At 61.8% G+C, this 16,248-nt stretch carries 14 protein-coding genes; 2 read left to right on the top strand and 12 right to left on the bottom strand.

Annotation, left to right across the window (positions count from 1 at the left end; genetic code table 11):
• Window positions 1-38: 38 nt before the first annotated feature.
• The 11 genes from der to HMPREF3135_RS00915 all read right to left on the bottom strand — a co-directional run bounded on the left by der (window position 39) and on the right by HMPREF3135_RS00915 (window position 13,252).
• Window positions 39-2,339 carry a bifunctional cytidylate kinase/GTPase Der gene (der, locus tag HMPREF3135_RS00965; protein WP_049193559.1) on the bottom strand — a complete coding sequence of 767 codons (2,301 nt, stop codon included), beginning with the start codon at window positions 2,337-2,339 and terminating at the stop codon, window positions 39-41.
• 51 nt (window positions 2,340-2,390) lie between these two features.
• On the bottom strand, window positions 2,391-3,242 hold the full coding sequence (locus HMPREF3135_RS00960; RefSeq protein ID WP_049193586.1) for a pseudouridine synthase: 852 nt from the start codon (window positions 3,240-3,242) through the stop codon (window positions 2,391-2,393).
• A 342-nt stretch (window positions 3,243-3,584) separates the two neighbouring features.
• Window positions 3,585-4,274 carry a dethiobiotin synthase gene (bioD, locus tag HMPREF3135_RS00955; RefSeq protein WP_070437399.1) on the bottom strand — a complete coding sequence of 230 codons (690 nt, stop codon included), beginning with the start codon at window positions 4,272-4,274 and terminating at the stop codon, window positions 3,585-3,587.
• A gap of 26 nt (window positions 4,275-4,300) precedes the next feature.
• The gene (locus HMPREF3135_RS00950) at window positions 4,301-5,659 is read right to left on the bottom strand and encodes an adenosylmethionine--8-amino-7-oxononanoate transaminase (protein ID WP_246818288.1); all 1,359 of its coding nucleotides are present in this window, start codon (window positions 5,657-5,659) and stop codon (window positions 4,301-4,303) included.
• A gap of 194 nt (window positions 5,660-5,853) precedes the next feature.
• The gene (locus tag HMPREF3135_RS00945; protein ID WP_141750512.1) at window positions 5,854-7,014 is read right to left on the bottom strand and encodes a PDDEXK family nuclease; all 1,161 of its coding nucleotides are present in this window, start codon (window positions 7,012-7,014) and stop codon (window positions 5,854-5,856) included.
• Between the two features lie 416 nt (window positions 7,015-7,430).
• Window positions 7,431-8,045, bottom strand: coding sequence for an SMC-Scp complex subunit ScpB (gene scpB / locus HMPREF3135_RS00940; protein ID WP_049189939.1), 615 nt, complete (start codon window positions 8,043-8,045; stop codon window positions 7,431-7,433).
• A gap of 152 nt (window positions 8,046-8,197) precedes the next feature.
• Entirely contained in the window at window positions 8,198-9,040 is an 843-nt protein-coding gene (locus HMPREF3135_RS00935; protein WP_172954612.1) for a segregation and condensation protein A, read from the bottom strand.
• A 3-nt stretch (window positions 9,041-9,043) separates the two neighbouring features.
• Entirely contained in the window at window positions 9,044-9,919 is an 876-nt protein-coding gene (locus tag HMPREF3135_RS00930) for a ParA family protein (protein ID WP_049189940.1), read from the bottom strand.
• A 64-nt stretch (window positions 9,920-9,983) separates the two neighbouring features.
• Window positions 9,984-10,922, bottom strand: coding sequence for a site-specific tyrosine recombinase XerD (locus HMPREF3135_RS00925; protein ID WP_070437394.1), 939 nt, complete (start codon window positions 10,920-10,922; stop codon window positions 9,984-9,986).
• The gene (locus HMPREF3135_RS00920) at window positions 10,919-11,572 is read right to left on the bottom strand and encodes an NUDIX domain-containing protein (protein ID WP_070437393.1); all 654 of its coding nucleotides are present in this window, start codon (window positions 11,570-11,572) and stop codon (window positions 10,919-10,921) included. Before HMPREF3135_RS00920 ends, HMPREF3135_RS00925 begins: the two co-directional genes overlap by 4 nt.
• 48 nt (window positions 11,573-11,620) lie before the next feature.
• Window positions 11,621-13,252 carry a CTP synthase gene (locus HMPREF3135_RS00915; RefSeq protein WP_070437391.1) on the bottom strand — a complete coding sequence of 544 codons (1,632 nt, stop codon included), beginning with the start codon at window positions 13,250-13,252 and terminating at the stop codon, window positions 11,621-11,623.
• Window positions 13,253-13,395: 143 nt separating this feature from the next.
• Here HMPREF3135_RS00915 and HMPREF3135_RS00910 point away from each other — a divergent pair, with 143 nt between their 5' ends.
• The gene (locus tag HMPREF3135_RS00910; protein ID WP_070437482.1) at window positions 13,396-13,914 is read left to right on the top strand and encodes a type 1 glutamine amidotransferase domain-containing protein; all 519 of its coding nucleotides are present in this window, start codon (window positions 13,396-13,398) and stop codon (window positions 13,912-13,914) included.
• Between the two features lie 43 nt (window positions 13,915-13,957).
• Complete coding sequence (locus tag HMPREF3135_RS00905; RefSeq protein WP_070437389.1) at window positions 13,958-14,734, top strand: LURP-one-related/scramblase family protein; 777 nt, start codon at window positions 13,958-13,960, stop codon at window positions 14,732-14,734.
• Window positions 14,735-14,807: 73 nt separating this feature from the next.
• Here the strand turns inward: HMPREF3135_RS00905 and HMPREF3135_RS00900 are convergent, their stop codons facing one another.
• Window positions 14,808-15,923 carry an esterase/lipase family protein gene (locus HMPREF3135_RS00900; protein WP_070437387.1) on the bottom strand — a complete coding sequence of 372 codons (1,116 nt, stop codon included), beginning with the start codon at window positions 15,921-15,923 and terminating at the stop codon, window positions 14,808-14,810.
• Window positions 15,924-16,248: the final 325 nt, after the last annotated feature.

The following is a 16,248-nucleotide window of genomic DNA, read 5'->3' as shown; positions in this document are numbered from 1 at the left end:
CCTGAACGGAACTACCTGACGGTGCTTAACAGCAGGTCCTAGCGGCGCTTCTTCTTCTCGCGGACACGCACCGCGATGCGCACCGGCGACCCCTCGAAACCGAATTCTTCACGCAGCTTGCGCTCCAGGAAGCGACGGTAGCCATGCTCCAGGAACCCAGTTGTGAACAGTACAATCACCGGCGGGCGCGAGGATGCCTGGGTGGCAAACAGCACGCGCGGCTGGCGGCCACCACGCAGCGGTGGCGGGTTCTGCTGCATAATCGCACGCAACCAAGTGTTCAGGCGACCAGTGGAGATGCGCTTATCCCACGACTCCACGGCCTCCAGCATGGCCGGCTCCAGCTTCTGCACAGCGCGACCAGTCTTGGCGGAGATGTTCACCCGACGAGCCCACGGCACGTGTGCGAGCTGCTCTTCAATTTCGCGCTCGAGCAGATCGCGGCGGTCCTCATCCATGAGGTCCCACTTGTTGTAGGCGACCACAAGTGCGCGACCAGAGTCGAGAATCATGCGCAGCACGCGCTGGTCCTGCTCGGTAATCTGCTCGGAGGCATCGACCAGGAAAATCACGACCTCGGCGTTGTCAATCGTCGAACGAGTACGCAGCGAGGCGTAGAACTCGTGGCCCTTGGCGGTCTTGGTCTTCTTGCGGATACCAGCGGTATCCACAAAACGCCAGAGCGCCTCGTCCATCTGCACCAGGGAGTCCACCGGGTCAACCGTGGTACCGGCCACGTCGCTGACCACTGCGCGATCTTCACCGGAGAGCTTGTTCAGCAGCGAAGACTTGCCCACATTCGGCTTGCCCACCAGCGCCACGCGGCGCGGCCCGGTCGGCAGCGACTTCGCACGCGGCACCTCCGGGAAGGAGGACACCACTTCGTCCATTACGTCGGCATTGCCACGACCGTGAAGGGCCGAGGTTGGGTGCGGCTCGCCGAGCCCGAGGGCCCAGAACTCCGCGACGTCGCCAAGCTGCGAATCCGACTCAAACTTGTTGGCGGCGAGAATAACCGGCTGCTCCGCGCGCTGCAGGCGGCGGGCCATGACCTCTTCCGTGGCGGTGATGCCGACGGTGGTGTCGACGACCATGACAATCACATCGGCGGTCTCCATGGCGGTCTCCGCCTGACGAGCAATCGCCGCATGCATGCCCTTGGCGTCCGGGTCCCAGCCGCCGGTATCCTGCACCCAGAAGCGACGTCCGCCCCATTCCCCCAGGTAGGAGATGCGGTCGCGGGTCACGCCCGGGAAGTCTTCGACAACTGCTTCACGACGGCCAATGAACCTGTTAACCATGGTGGACTTACCAACATTCGGTCGTCCCACAATGGCCACGGTCGGAAGAGCTTCTTCCTCCTCGTCGCTCACGCCAAGCGCTGCGAAGGCGTTTTCCAATTCTTCCCAGTCGGCATCGTCATCGATCTGGCCGGTTTCGGCGCGCTCGATGGCTTCGGAGATGATCGTCTCGTGGTCAGCGATTGTGCGGTCGATGAACTCGTCTGCGCTGGTGTGGCTGCCTGCGGTGCCCGGCGCGTTTTCGCTCTCCACGTTTGCGACCAGGTGTCCGGCGGTGTCGTCCTCGGAGTCGTCGTAAGAGCCCTCGAACTCCTCGTTGTCGACATCGTCCCAGTCCATAGTGGACCCCGGGTAGCCGGCCTCAACGACATCGAGGACGTTTTCCACGACCTCTTCAATGTCCATCTCAGAGGTGTCCAGAATGAACGCGTCCTCGGCTGGCTTCAGCGGAGAGGTCGCACGGTTGCTGTCGAGTTCGTCGCGGCGGATGACGTCGGCAAGCACGGTGTCGAAGTCAGCCTCACGACCAGCAGCGATGTCCTGGTCGTAGCGGCGGCGAGCGCGGACCTCTGCGGAGGCGGTCATGAAGATCTTCGCCGGAACGTCCGGGAGCACGACCGTGCCGATATCGCGGCCTTCCACCACACAGCGCACAGCCGATGCGGCCAGCGAACGCTGGAGTGCGACCAGGTTGGTGCGCACGGCCGGAATCGCGGAGACCGCCGACACGTTGCGGGTGACCTCCGGGCCGCGAATCTCGCCGGAAACATCCTCGCCGTCGAGGAGGACCGCAGTGGAGTTCGGGTCATCGGAGACTTCCAGTGGCAGGGCGGCCGTCGCCTTGGCCACGGCTTCCTCATCAGTCGGGTCGATACCCTGGCGCAGCACCCACAGGGTGGCCACGCGGTACATTGCGCCGGTGTCCAAGTACTTTGCACCCAGCTCGGTTGCGACCATCCGGGAGACAGTCGACTTGCCAGTGCCGGAAGGGCCGTCAATGGCAACCAACAGCATGTCGTCAGTGTTCTGCTCGCTCATGTGGGCTCCTTCAGCTCCTTGGTTCTCTTCGTTCTTTTTCACTAGTGCCATTTACAGCCCCACCGCGTTGTAGAGGGAGGTCAGCTCAGCGCGGTTGAGTGCGCGGAGAGCGCCCGGGGTCTGCTCGCCCAGCTGGACAGTGTGAATCTTAGTGCGCACCAGGCGCTCGACCGGGAAGCCCGCAGTCTTGAGCATCCGGCGGACGATGTGCTTGCGACCCTCGTGCAGCTCGATGCGGACGATAGAGCGGCCCTGCCAGACGTCGATGATCTGCGCCATGTCCGCCTTAGCGATGCCGTCATCGAGCTCAATGCCCTTTTCCAGCTCGCGCATGACCTTGGCATCGACCTCGCCGACAACGGTGGCCATGTAGGTCTTGGTGACCTCGTAGCTCGGGTGCATCAGACGGTTGGCCAGCTCACCATCGTTGGTGAGCAGCAGCAGACCCTCGGTGGGCGCATCCAGTCGTCCCACGTGGAAGAGTCGCTGACCAGCGCTGATCTTCTCACCGATGATGTCGCCCACACACGGGCGGCCCATGTCATCGTGCATGGTGGACTGCACGCCACGCGGCTTGTTCAGGACGAAGTACTGCATGTCCTCATTGACGATGACGCGGGAACCATCAACGCGGATCACAGACGTGTTCGGGTCCACCCGCACGCCCTGTCGCGTCACAATCTTGCCGTCGACCTCGACGCGGCCTTCGTCGATAAGCTTTTCCGCCATACGACGCGACGCCACGCCTGCCTGTGCAAGCACCTTCTGCAGACGTACGCCTTCACCTGCTTCGCTGTGCACGCGCTTGCCCGAACCGCGGCGGTTGTCGTCCACATGCTGGTGGCGCGCCGGGCGGGCGTTGGATACGTAGATGTCCTTCGCGTGGACGTTGGAGGTCTCCACCTTCGCGCCGCTGTCGCGACGGCTGCGGTTGCGCTGGGCGTTAGTGGAGCCGCGGTTGGATTGATTCTTACGGTTCTTGTGTGCCGGTGTGCCTTCTCGGCGAGCGGGTTTAGCCACTTGACCTACATCCTTTTCAAGCGTTGGAGAATGTTCTGTTTGTTAGAACGTCAGCGCCAGGCGACGCTGTTCTCTCCCCCGTGTGCCCAAAATTGGCCGGTGGAAGCAGGTTAATAAAGAGAATTACAGAGAAAGCCTCGCGCCTTGTCGTCTAGCCACCTTAGCACGTTTTTCGCAAAACGCCAGCTTAACGACGTCCCGCGCGGCCTCCACCTACAACGTCTTTTACAGCGCTGCGGCCCACTCTCGCACGCCCGGCAGCCACTGCGTAGCTTTCGCCACAAACTCCTGCCGGTCCAGCGCGCCAGCTCCCGCCTGCACCGACCCCAGCAGCGGCACCCCGGTGATGCGCGGCAGTTCCTCCAGGTTCGTCTCAATGATCGGGTCGACCTCCGCCGGCAACGAACCGCCCACCAGCGCCGTGACATTGACTCCACGGCCCCGCGCCACCTCGACGGTGAGCTCCGCCTCGTTCAGGCAACCCAGGTCCAACCGCGTCACGACCACCATCTGACTACCCGGCAACAACGCCGCCAGCTCCGGCAGCGCCCAGTCCTCGCCGAGTCGCACCAGCAAGCCGCCCGCGCCCTCCACGAGGACAACGCGGTTCGGCCCGTCGATAAGCTTGATCTTCTCCGCGATCTCCGTAGCCTCCGGCAGGCGCATTCCCGCGCGCTGCGCCGCCGCCACCGGCGCCATCGGCTCGGGGTAACGCTCGAAACCATGCAGGTTGTCGATCCCCGTCAGCTCCGCGACAGTGTCCAAATCACCGCCGTCAGGGCCCGGAAAACCGGTCTGAATTGGCTTGACGACGTGCACCTCCTTGCCCTCCTCGCGAAGTGCCGCCGCCAGGGCTGCCGTGCCGATGGTCTTTCCAATATCGGTACCGGTGCCTGTGACAAGGACGATGCTCATGGTGGTTGATGCTCCTTTTGGTTGCGCTACTTGCGTTTTTCCTCGGCGGCGACGATGGCGCCGATGGCTTCACAGATGCGATCGACCTCGTCATTGGTGCTGATGTACGGCGGCATGGTGTAGACCAACTTGCCGAATGGTCGCAGCCACACCCCGGCATCGACAGCGGCTGCAGTGGCCAGGCCCATGTCCACGGGGCGCTGCATCTCCACGACCCCGATTGCGCCGAGGGCACGCACGTCGGCCACTGCATCGCTGCTGGCTAGGGGCTGGAGCTGGTTGCGAAGTCGGGATTCGATGCGCGGGACATCCTCACGCCACTGCCCTTCTGCAATCAGGTCGAGCTGCGCGCAGGCCACTGCACAGGCCAACGGGTTGCCCATGAAGGTCGGGCCGTGCATGATGCCTCCGCCTGCGCCACTGGAAATGGTGCGAGCCACGTCGGCGGTGGTGAGGGTGGCTGCGAAGCTCATAAAGCCGCCGGTCAGCGCCTTGCCGACACACATAATATCCGGCACAATCCCGGCCGCCTGCGTCGTGAACAGGTCGCCAGCACGACCGAAGCCGGTGGCAATCTCATCCGCGATGAGCAGGATCCCGTGCTTGTCACACAGCTTCCGGAGCCCCACAAGCAGCTCGTGGTCATGAAACCGCATGCCACCAGCGCCTTGGACCACCGGTTCAATAATGATGCCGGCGACGGAGTCGTCGATAAGCGAACCGAAGTGCGCGAGATAGCGTGCGCGTTCCTCCTCGGTTGCGCCGCGGGCGGGCGGTTTGTCGGCGAAGACCTGAGGAGTCCACTGCCCCGTCCACAGCGAATGCATGCCGCCCTCGGGGTCACAGACGGTCATGGGCGCGCGAGTGTCGCCGTGATAGCCGCCGCGCCACGTGGCCAGGCGGGTGCGCTCGGGATGGCCTTTGGCCTGCTGGTACTGCAGCGCCATTTTGATTGCCACCTCGACGGAGACCGAACCCGAGTCCGAGTAAAAAATGGCGTCGAAGCCGGGGCCTGCGAGCTTTAGGAGCTTCTCCGCCAGTTCGATGGCCGGACGGTGCGTGAGTCCGCCGAACATGACATGCGACATCCTGGTGACCTGCTTCTTCGCGGCTGCGACCAGCTTCGGGTGCGAGTGGCCGTGACAGGCGGCCCACCAGCTGCTCATGCCATCGATGAGGGTGCGGCCGTCGGCGAGGTGGAGGTTCACGCCCTCGGCGGACTCGACCAGCTTCGGCGCGACCGGCGACGGGATGGGGCCGTATGGGTGCCAGATGTGGTCGGCATCGAATTGGGCGAGGTTGGCGATGGCTGGCTGGGTGTGTGGTTGGGTGGGTGGTTGGGAGTGCTGCGGGGTGTGCGGCTGGGCGGTTTCCGAGGCTGTCATGATACTCAAGCATAATACCTGTACAGCGCCAGACTTGAACGCCGTTCGGGGCTGGTGGTGGAGCTTCTCACAAGGATTACAGACAGTCTCAGCGACTTTACGACACCCATGTCACCTCGTGGCAGCTGTGGAGGTGGCATGAGGTGACACTCGTGTCGTGAAGTGAGGTTGGGGTGGCCCGATGAGCCAGCCAGCTAGTACAGCCGCCCCGCCTGGCTCCACACTCGTCGGCGACGCATGGCCAACTCGGCCGCCTTACCTGTGATTGTGATGGGCTGCCGCGCGAAGGCGTAGTTTCCGCGATAGCAACTGCCACCATTTGCCAGGTGACGTCGGATTTCTGCGGCCGCTTGCCGCAAGGTGGCTACGGCGGTGCCGTCGAAAAGCTGTGACCAGACGATCCGGATGACATTCAGTCCAAGATTCTTCAGGCGCTTTTCGCGCTCCAGCTCCTTTGCGATTGCCACCTGCGTGTCCGCGACCCCGCCATCGGTGTATTTCATACGGCCGTCGAACTCGACGACCAGCCCAAGTTCGGGCAGGTAGAAGTCCACGCGTGCGATGAAGCCACGATCATCCCGAAAGGAAACCTGCTGAAGCAACGGAGCCCGAGAATCGTCGACAGCAGCTAGCCCCGCCTGGACAATTGCTTCTTTAGTGAGCGATTCCCCAATGCTTTCCGACGACGCTGTCGCTTGCCCCAACAATCTCCTGGCCTGTGCATTTCCCGGAGCACGCGGATATGCAGCCAACGTAGCCGACAGTTCCTCGGTGTCGGTGTGGCGCTGGAGGGCGGCGTCGGCAAGCACTAGTGCATTGTGCGGGGTGCGGGAACGGCAGACGTCGATGACGGACTTTGGGACATCGGTGACGAGGCGGCCATCGATTTCTACGATGTCCTCGGGGAGAATCCGGCCGGAGACGCGGATGAGGCGTTTGTGCGGCTGGTACGGGCCATTCGGCGTGCTTCGCGATTGCCCGCGCGTGCGGCCGGAGTTGGCTATCGCGATGGGAGTGTTGTGTGTGAGCAGAGGTAAACCGTGGAGAGCAGCGGCGGCATCGCGGGTGACTACGGTGGCGGTGTCGCGATGGACGAGCGCTTTGATTTCCAGGACGTAGCGTTCGGTGCTGTTTAGGGTGAGCCACCTGTCGACAGGCACGTACGCGCCGTGTGCGAGCCACAGGAGGCTGCCGCTTTTGGCCCGCCGGAGGAGATCTCGGTCGGAGTGCTGGCCGATTCGGGAGATTGCGAATGTGCTGGGGCGGGCGCATTCGCGCTGCTGGCCGGTACGGATGATGTCGTCGGCGTCGTAGTTCCACTGCGGCATCGGATTGCGCTCCTGAGGTCCAGGCAACTGCTGGTGGGTGGGTGGCGGGGTGTGAGTGTTTGTGGGTTTGTGTGTTTGTGAGTGTTTGCGAGTGTTGGTGAGTGCTACGTTCTCATTTTTGGGCTCACACGGAGACTCAGGAGGCATCGATTTGGCATCGACTGTGGATAGTTTGCAGTTTTCGGGAGTTATCCACAATGCGTGTGGTGGGTGTGGTGTGCGGTGTGGGTGTGGTGGGTGCAAAGGCTCGCAGTGAGCTGTAGCGAGCAGCATACCCAGCCCGGAATGCGACTTCACGACACCCACGTCACCTCGTGGCAGCTGTGGAGGTGGCATGAGGTGACACGCGTGTCGTGAAGTGGGTTAGCCGATGGAGCGAGCCCCGCAGCCCCGCAGCCCCGCGGCCCAGCTAGGCCCCCTGTCCAACCGCCCCAGAACCCCACCTAGTCCAACGGCTCGTCGATCAAGTCGACTTCAGGCAGCAGCGGAGCCAAATCAGGCAGCTGGTCCAGCGAATCAATCCCCAAAAGCTCCAGGAACAGCGTCGTCGTAACGTACAAATGCGCGCCGGTTGCCGGGTCCTCTCCGGACTCCGCAATCAGACCGCGCGCGACCAGCGTGCGCATCACCCCATCGACATTGACACCGCGTACACCGGAGACCTGCGCACGCGTGGCCGGCTGTCGGTAAGCCACCACTGCCAGCGTCTCCATAGCTGCACGTGAGAGCTTCGACTGCGAGCCATCCAGCAAGAATCGCTCCACCGCGCTGGCGTGCGCGGGAGCCGTGTAGAAGCGCCAGCCCTCATCCGTTTCACGCAGCTCAATGCCGCTGCGACGTGCACGGTATTCGTACTCGATCTCGCGAAGCACGTCACGGACATCACTTGCGGAAACATCCAGCGCCCGCGCCATATCCTCCGCCGCCACCGGCGTATCGACTACCAGCAGAATCGACTCCACGCCTGCTCGCAACGGGTCAATGGGCGGCAATTGCGCCGAAGAAGCAGACACGGGCTCCACGGCCTGCTCGGATGGTGCGGAACTGGTTTCGCTCATGCGCGTCAGATTACGCAACCTCCCGCGCCGGGCGCTAATTGGCCGGGCGCTAATCAGCTGTTAGCGCCAGCCCAACCAAGCCCACGCCCGACCAAGCCCACGCCCAACAGCCAAGTCCCAACAGCCCAGCCCCAACAGCCAGCCCCAGCCACCTACTCCCAGTTCGCCGCCGCCACGACGGCCGGGTCCACGTCGAGCCCGGTCCAGGCCACGTGGATTTCCTCCAGCGCCTCCTCCTGCTCCACACCAATCGCCTTGGCTCGGTAGAGCTCCAGCAGCGCCAGGAACCGTCCGACAACTTCCATGGATACGCGGCACTCCGAGGTCAGCTGCGTAAACGTCAACCAGGTCCCCTCGCCGGCCAGCCGCAGCGAGTCCAGAATTTTGCCCGCCTGCTCCGGCACGGACACGGGCACACCGTGGATGTGCCCGACGCCGACTTCCTCCGGCGGCTTCGGCCGCATCACGACGGCCGCAAACTCGGCAAACTCCCCGAGCGTCATGCCCAGGCGCACGGGCGGCAGCAGCTCCTCGAACTGCTTGTCCGGCCCCACAGCTCGCGGATAGCGCCGCGGCGCGGTCTTCTGCCACTCCTCGAATTGGTCGGCTACCTTGCCATACGCCTGGTACTGCAGCAGTCGGGCGAACAGCAGGTCGCGTGCTTCTAGCAGTTCGAGGTCTTCTTCGCTGTCGACGTCGCCACGCGGCAGAAGCCGTGCGGTCTTGAGGTCGAGCAGCGTCGCTGCCACGACGAGGAATTCGGTGATTTCGTCGAGGTCGCTGACTGCGTCGAGGCTGCGCGTGTACGAGATGAACTCGTCCGTCACGGCCGCCAGCGCGACTTCGGTGACGTCCATCTTTTTGCTGCTGATGAGCTGCAGCAGCAGGTCGAAAGGCCCGTTGAAGTTCGCGAGCGCGACGCGGAAGCCGGTGATCTCTTCCTGCACGCCCTCGCTTGACGACGGTTCGGGAGTGTAACTATCCGGGGAAGTCACCTATTATTTGCGGCCTTTGCGCTCGATGACCTCGCGGGCCAGGTTGCGGTACTGTGCCGCAGCTGGGGTGTTCGGTGCCCAGGTGGTGATGGGCTCGCCAGCGACGGAGGTTTCCGGGAAGCGGACGGTTCGGGTGATGACCGTGTCGAAGACCTTGTCACCGAAGACCTCGATGAGGCGTTCCATGACTTCCTTGGCGTGGCGCGTGCGGCGGTCGAACATAGTGACCAGGATGCCGGAGACTTCCAGGTTGAAGTTCAGGCGGTCGCGGACTTTGGCCACCGTGTCGGTGAGCAGTGCCAGACCGCGCAGGGAGAAGTACTCTGCCACCATTGGGATGATGACGCCCTCGGAGATAGTCAGCGCATTGACAGTCAACAGGCCCAGCGACGGCTGGCAGTCAATGATGATGAAGTCGTAGTCATTCATCACTGGGCGCAGCGCGCGTCCGAGGGCCTGCTCGCGGCCGACTTCGTTGACAAGCTGAATCTCCGCAGCCGACAGGTCGATGTTGGCCGGAACGAGGTCCAGGCCGGAGACCTTGGTGTGATGAATGGCATCGCGGACATCGGTGGTGTCGTCGACGATGAGGTTGTAGACCGTCAGGTCGAGTTCCTCATGCGGGACCCCGAGACCGGCCGATAGTGCGCCTTGCGGGTCCAAGTCAACGAGCAGGACTTTACGACCGAACTCTGCCAGCGCCGCACCCAGGTTAATGGTCGAGGTGGTCTTCCCCACGCCGCCCTTCTGGTTACACATTGCCAGGATGACTGCGGGGCCATGACTGTTCAGGGGTGCGGGTTCCGGCAGCTCACGTGCCGGACGACCGGTGAGACCGAGTTCAACTCGATCGGCCTCAAACAACCCTTCTTCAGCCACAGTCAATCCCTCTTCCTTGAAGATTTCTCATCAATTCTACTGCGCGATATATTACCGCCACATATTACCGCGAGTATTCAGCCCGTGGGTGAGCCCCCGCCCAGACTCGTCGCATATTCTCCGCGGTAATCATGGTGTAGATCTGGGTCGTCGTCACCGAGGCGTGCCCCAGCAGCTCTTGGACAACGCGCACATCGGCACCGCCCTCAATCAGGTGTGTGCCGAAACTGTGGCGCAGGGTGTGCGGGGAAATTTTCACCTTCAGCCCGGCGCGCTCACCCAGCTCCGCAAGTGTATTTCCCGCCGACTGCCGAGACAGCCTGCGCCCCAGCGAGTTAATAAACAGTGCCGGCCCGGAGTTCGCCCGCACCCAGCTCGGCCGCCCGCGCGTCAGCCACGCATCCAGCGCCGCCATAGCCGGCGATCCCACGGGCACGATGCGCTCCTTGCCGCCCTTGCCGCGCAGCAGCACCAGGTTGGTTTCGCGGTCCACGTCATCGATATCCAGGCCGGTGACCTCGGAGACGCGAGCTCCTGTCGAGTACAGAAACTCCACCAGTGCACGGTTGCGCAAGTCGGTCACGTCAGCGGTGTCGTCGTCGGGGATGGACTCGATAAGCCGGGTGACCTCATCAATGCTGAGCGCCTTCGGATACCGCGAGGGCTGCTTCGGCGGCGCCACCCGCTTGGCGACATCCACGTCCAACGCGCCCTCACCCACCGCAAACTTGTGGAAGCTCCGCACGGCCGACAGCGACCGCGTCACCGAGGTCGGGGCCAGCGCCGGCCTGCCCGCCGACTTGTCTCCCCGCGCGAGATACGCCAGGAACTCTGACACATCCTGCTCGGTGACCTGTGCCAATTCCGTGCGGCCGATGCCCCGCAGATAGGTGCGGTACTTCTCCAAGTCACGCTTATAACTGGCGAGCGTATTCGCCGACAGGCCTTTTTCCACCGCGAGGTAGGTCACGAAGGCGTCGACAAGCGAATCGATCGAACTCATCGGATACGTTTCAGGTCCGCGCCGGCGCCGAGCTGCTCTGTTCGACGCTGAGCCAGAGTCGTCGGTCGAATATCGAACGGCTCCGCGACCGAGCGTGGCGTGGCACCCCTCAGCAGCACCTCCGCCGCCAGCAGAATGCCGGACAGCGCGATACCATTGAGGATCTCTCCGCGCAGCGCCATCGCCACCGCGTCCTCCACGCCAATCCACGACGCAGTCATGTCCGCTTCCTCATCGTGGGCTTCCGGCTTATCGACGGCACGGAGCCCCCTGGCCAGATAGATCCGAACCGCTTCCTCTGCGAAGCCGGGCGAGCTGAACATATCGGTAAGCAGGGACCAGGACTCGGCCTCCAGCCCGGCTTCCTCAACCAGCTCCCGCTTGGCGGCCTCCAGTGGGTCTTCGTCCGCGACGTCGAGAAGCCCGGCCGGTAACTCCACCAGGCGCTTCCCTGCCGCCTGCCGCCACTGATTCAGCAGGTAGAGGCGGTTATCCTCATCTGCGGCAACGACTGCAACAGCGCCGAAATGCTCCACAATCTCGCGGGCCGACACATTCCCACCCGGCATTCGCACCTGGTCGCGGCGAACCGCGATGATAGGTGCCTCGAGAACAATCTCGGAATCAACAACGTCAAATTGGTGCGCCATGAGATTCACTCTAATAGGTAGGCCAGATTCGCCCTCGCGGAGCCGAAGCTAGTTGCGCTTGAGGGCTGCGGCGATGAGTCCGTCGAAAAGCGGATGGGCGTTGGTGGGGCGTGACTTCAGCTCCGGGTGCGCCTGCGTGGCCACGAGGTATGGGTGCACGTCCGTGGGGTACTCGACGAATTCGACGAGCTTGCCGTCCGGCGAGGTGCCCGAGATGACCAGTCCGGCTTCTGACAGCTGGTTGCGGTAGGCGTTGTTGACCTCGTAGCGGTGGCGGTGGCGCTCGGCGACATCGGTGGTGCCGTAGAGGCGAGCGACGACGGAATCTTCGGCGAGCTTTGCCGGGTAGGAACCCAGGCGCATGGATCCACCCAGGTCAGCCTCACCGGAGACGGCCTGCAGCTGTTCCTCCATCGTGGCGATGACCGGCTCGGCCGCATTCTCATCGAACTCGGTCGAGGACGCGCCCTCAACACCCGCAGTACGCGCCGCCTCGATGACGACACACTGCATACCCAGGCAGATTCCCAGCAGCGGCGTGTCGGTTTCCTTGGCGTAGCGGATGGTCGCAATCTTGCCTTCGATGCCGCGCCCGCCGAAGCCGCCGGGGATGACGATCGCGTCAACGCCGGCCATGTTCTTCTTCAGCCCCTCCGGGGTTTCGCAGTCGTCCGAGGCAACCCAGCGGATGTTCGCCTTCACGCGGTGGGCGAAACCGGCGGCCCGCACAGCTTCCGCGACGGACAGGTAGGCGTCCGGCAGGTCAATGTACTTACCGACGAGCGCCACCGTGACCTCACCCTTCGGGTTGTGGACGCGCTCAAGCAGGTCTCCCCACACGGCCCAATCCATGTCGCGGAACGGCAGGTTGAGGCGGCGGATGATGAAGGTGTCCAGGTGCTCTTCATAGAGGACCTTCGGGATGTCGTAGATGCTCGGCGCATCCGGGCAGGACACCACGCCTTCGCGGTCGATGTCGCACATCAGCGCAATCTTGTTTTTGAGGGAGTCGGGGACATCGCGGTCGCATCGCAAAACGACGGCATCGGGAACCAGGCCGATTGAGCGAAGTTCGGCCACCGAATGCTGGGTTGGCTTGGTCTTCAGCTCCTTGGAGGGGCCGAGGTACGGAACCAGTGACACGTGGAGGTAGAAGACGTTTTCGCGGCCGACGTCGTGACGCACTTGCCGTGCGGCCTCCAGGAAGGGCTGCGATTCGATATCGCCCACGGTGCCGCCGATTTCGGTGATGACCACGTCGGGCTTTTCGCCGTTTGCGTCGGCATTGCCCATCGCGACGATGCGGGATTTGATCTCGTCGGTGATGTGCGGGATGACCTGGACGGTCTGGCCGAGGAATTCGCCGCGGCGCTCCTTGGCGATGACTGAGGAGTAGACCTTGCCGGTGGTGACGTTGCCGCCGGCGGAGAGGTTGCGATCGAGGAAGCGCTCGTAGTGACCGAGGTCTAGGTCGGTTTCTGCGCCGTCTTCGGTGACGAAGACCTCGCCGTGCTGGAAGGGGTTCATGGTGCCCGGATCCACGTTGAGGTAGGGATCGAGCTTTTGCATAGTCACTTTCAGACCACGCGAGGTAAACAGGCGGCCGAGCGACGCCGCAGTTAAGCCTTTGCCGAGGGAGGAGGCTACGCCTCCTGTAACGATGATGTATTTCGTAACCACGGGACTTCAGAATATCGCCTGCGCGGGTGTGAGCGCAAGCGACTTTTCATAATGGCGGATGTTGATTACGCAACTAGGTAAGGCTCTCGAAAATCATGGTCGCCTGGATGCATAAACGCGATCACGTCGTTACCCTCGGGGCCATGACTGATTTAGCGAATAAGACCATTGCAGTATTGGCCACCAACGGATTTGAGGACTCCGAGCTGACTAGCCCGGCTGAGGCCGTGAAGGATGCCGGTGCGACCGTGCACGTTATCTCCACCGAAGAAGGCTCCATTGAGGGCAAGAATGGCACGAAGGTGGACGTCGATAAGCTCACCAGCAGCGTTTCCGCTGATGATTACGATGCCCTGATCCTGCCGGGCGGCACCGTGAATGCTGACCAGATTCGCATCGATAAGGATGCCGTGGCCCTGGTGAAGGGATTCACCGCAGCCGACAAGCCAATCGGCGTGATTTGCCACGGCGGTTGGATTCTCACCGACGCGGATGCGCTGAAGGGCCGCACGATTACCTCCTACATCAGCGTCAAGACCGACCTGGTGAACGCTGGCGCCAACTGGGTCGATGAGGAAGTTGTCGTTGACGGCAACCTGATTTCCTCCCGCACCCCGGCTGACCTAGAGGCTTTCAACAAGGCTCTCGTGGAGAACTTCTAGGCCACTCGCCTGCCTCAACACTCATCAAAGGAAGGCTGTTGCCATGAGTTCATACTGGGATAACCCAAAGTCACTGTGGGATCAGATTCCACAAAATGATCAGGAAGATGCTTCCGAACAGCAGCCTTCCGCGCCGCAGCCCTCCACTCCTGAGCAACCTCCCGCACCTGAGCAACCTCCCGCACCTGAGCAGCTTCCGCCACAGCCAGGGCGTTACCGGGGATTGCTCTCGCACAACAACATCGATATCCAGCAGATTCGAAACTTCATGGCGGATGATTTCGACATTCTGGATACCGAGGGCAATTGCGTCGGCAAGATTGAAACTACTGGCGGCACGTTGAGCCGTATGTTTATGGGCTCTCGTCGTCTGACAGTGTCCGAACCAGATGGCACTCCGGTGTTCGTTATTACCGATCCGACCGACTTCGCCCTTGACAGCTACGAGGTCTACTACCCCGACCCGCAGGCGACAAGCCCCGAGGGCAAGCAGCAGGTCGGAGCAGACTCATCGCGCCTATTGGCAACTATTCAGCAGAAATTTGCGTTCTTTAAACGGCGACTGGAGATTTCTATCCCCGGTTTTGCTCATTGCGAGGTCAACGGAGACGTTTGGCATTACGACGCAACCTTCAAGATTAATGACATCGAAGTTGCACAGATGTCACGCAAATGGTCGGGTTTCACAAATATGCTAACCGGCAATGAGCGCTATGTTCTGCAGCTCAAGGACGACCTGCCGCCACAGCTACGCGCCGCCATTATTGGCGCCGCCATTGCATTGGACTTGATGGCGAAAAAGGCGCATTCCGACAGCTAGTAACTGCTGCCGACAACGCGCCCTAACCCTTGTCCGGTTCTACCGCCGGTTACTGTCGCGGTTGCGACTACCGCTACCGCGATTCCGCAGCCTGCGCGATGCGTCCGTCGATTTCCGTGATGCCATCAGAAACGGCATTGACATGTTCAGGGCGAACACCGGCATTGTCATTGATGCCGCCTTCCACAAAGCCAGTTACCGGTACACATGGAACCTCAACATTGCGCCCCAGCGCATTAGCTACCAGCGCAATTGCCCGCGGCGAGAAAGTCAGTCCGATGTGGCCCGACAGATCGGCAGAGCACCCATCCTGCAGGAGGATATTGTTGGACGTTGGTGCCTGCCACTGACTTGCAGCCATGGGAGTGACGGCTTCATCAACCTGGGTAGAGATTGCAACATAGTTGACACCCGGCTGCTCCAGACCGCCTTCATTCATCTTGGCCATAAACTCGCTATGCTGCAGCAGATCCACCAGGCTCGGGCTGACAATGTACCCCGCAGCCTTATTGCCGGCATTGTCGAACTGATCGAGCTGCTCCAAACCATAGGAGCTACCGAGCAGCGATGTGCCGTGCAGCACGCCCGCCAGGGATACTACCGTGCCTATACCCCGGCCCTGCTCCTGCTTGGCGTAAGCGGCAGCCAAGGTGCCACCAGCAGAGTGACCAACAATATCGACGGCGGTAGCACCAGTTTCAGCCTTGAGGGTGTCAATCTTTGCAGTCAGCTCAGCCAAAGCGGTGTCGAGCGGGGTCATGTTGCGCATGGTTGGAATAGAGCCCAGCACCGAAAACTCGTCAGGACCTAGCTTGCCGACGTTAAATGCGTACAGACACTTACCCATTGCCTTTAGCTCCGGTGCCATGCGCGCATAGGTCTGGTACGAGTTCGAGTTCATCCCGTGAATCATGACCACCGGATTCTCTCCAGGAGCAGGAACACAGTGCACATTTGTGCCCTCTGGACTGATGTTTTCCGTCATCCCCTGATTGACCATGACGGTGGGGAAATCATTTGCCTTTGGGCCCCACTCGCCCATTTCGGTCCAGGACAGGACCTGATTATTACCAGTTATCGAAGTTGGGTCAGCAGCCGCGATAGGAGCCGCTGCCATAGCGACACCAGCTGCGGCTACCAGTGCTGTGGCCGACCGTGCCAGCTTCGAGATTCCTCGATGAGTGCCCATGATTACTCCTTGCGTAGAACAGTGAATAGTAAAACGCTTCCAATAAGAACTACGGCATGGGCAAGAGCAAAAAAAACGGGCTATGAATCGCTATCGTACTCTGAATGGCAGCCAATTAAAGCCCCTAAATAGGGTTAATAAAATGTGAACTAAATATAACTATAATACTATCCGCCTCCAGCTCTGCAGGCTTTTAAAGTGATACCGACCACACGTCAAAACAAGTCACACGTTCGTTGCAATGCCACAGGATTACTACCGATCCCTAAATCACCGGCGAGGCTAAACGCCTGCTCCACGATTATTTTGAACAGCCAGCGATGTG

The organism is Corynebacterium sp. HMSC14H10 (genome assembly GCF_001807105.1).
GTDB lineage: Bacteria > Actinomycetota > Actinomycetes > Mycobacteriales > Mycobacteriaceae > Corynebacterium > Corynebacterium jeikeium_D.
The sequence above is the reverse complement of the archived record's forward strand: the minus strand, read 5'-3'. Positions and strand labels throughout refer to the sequence as shown.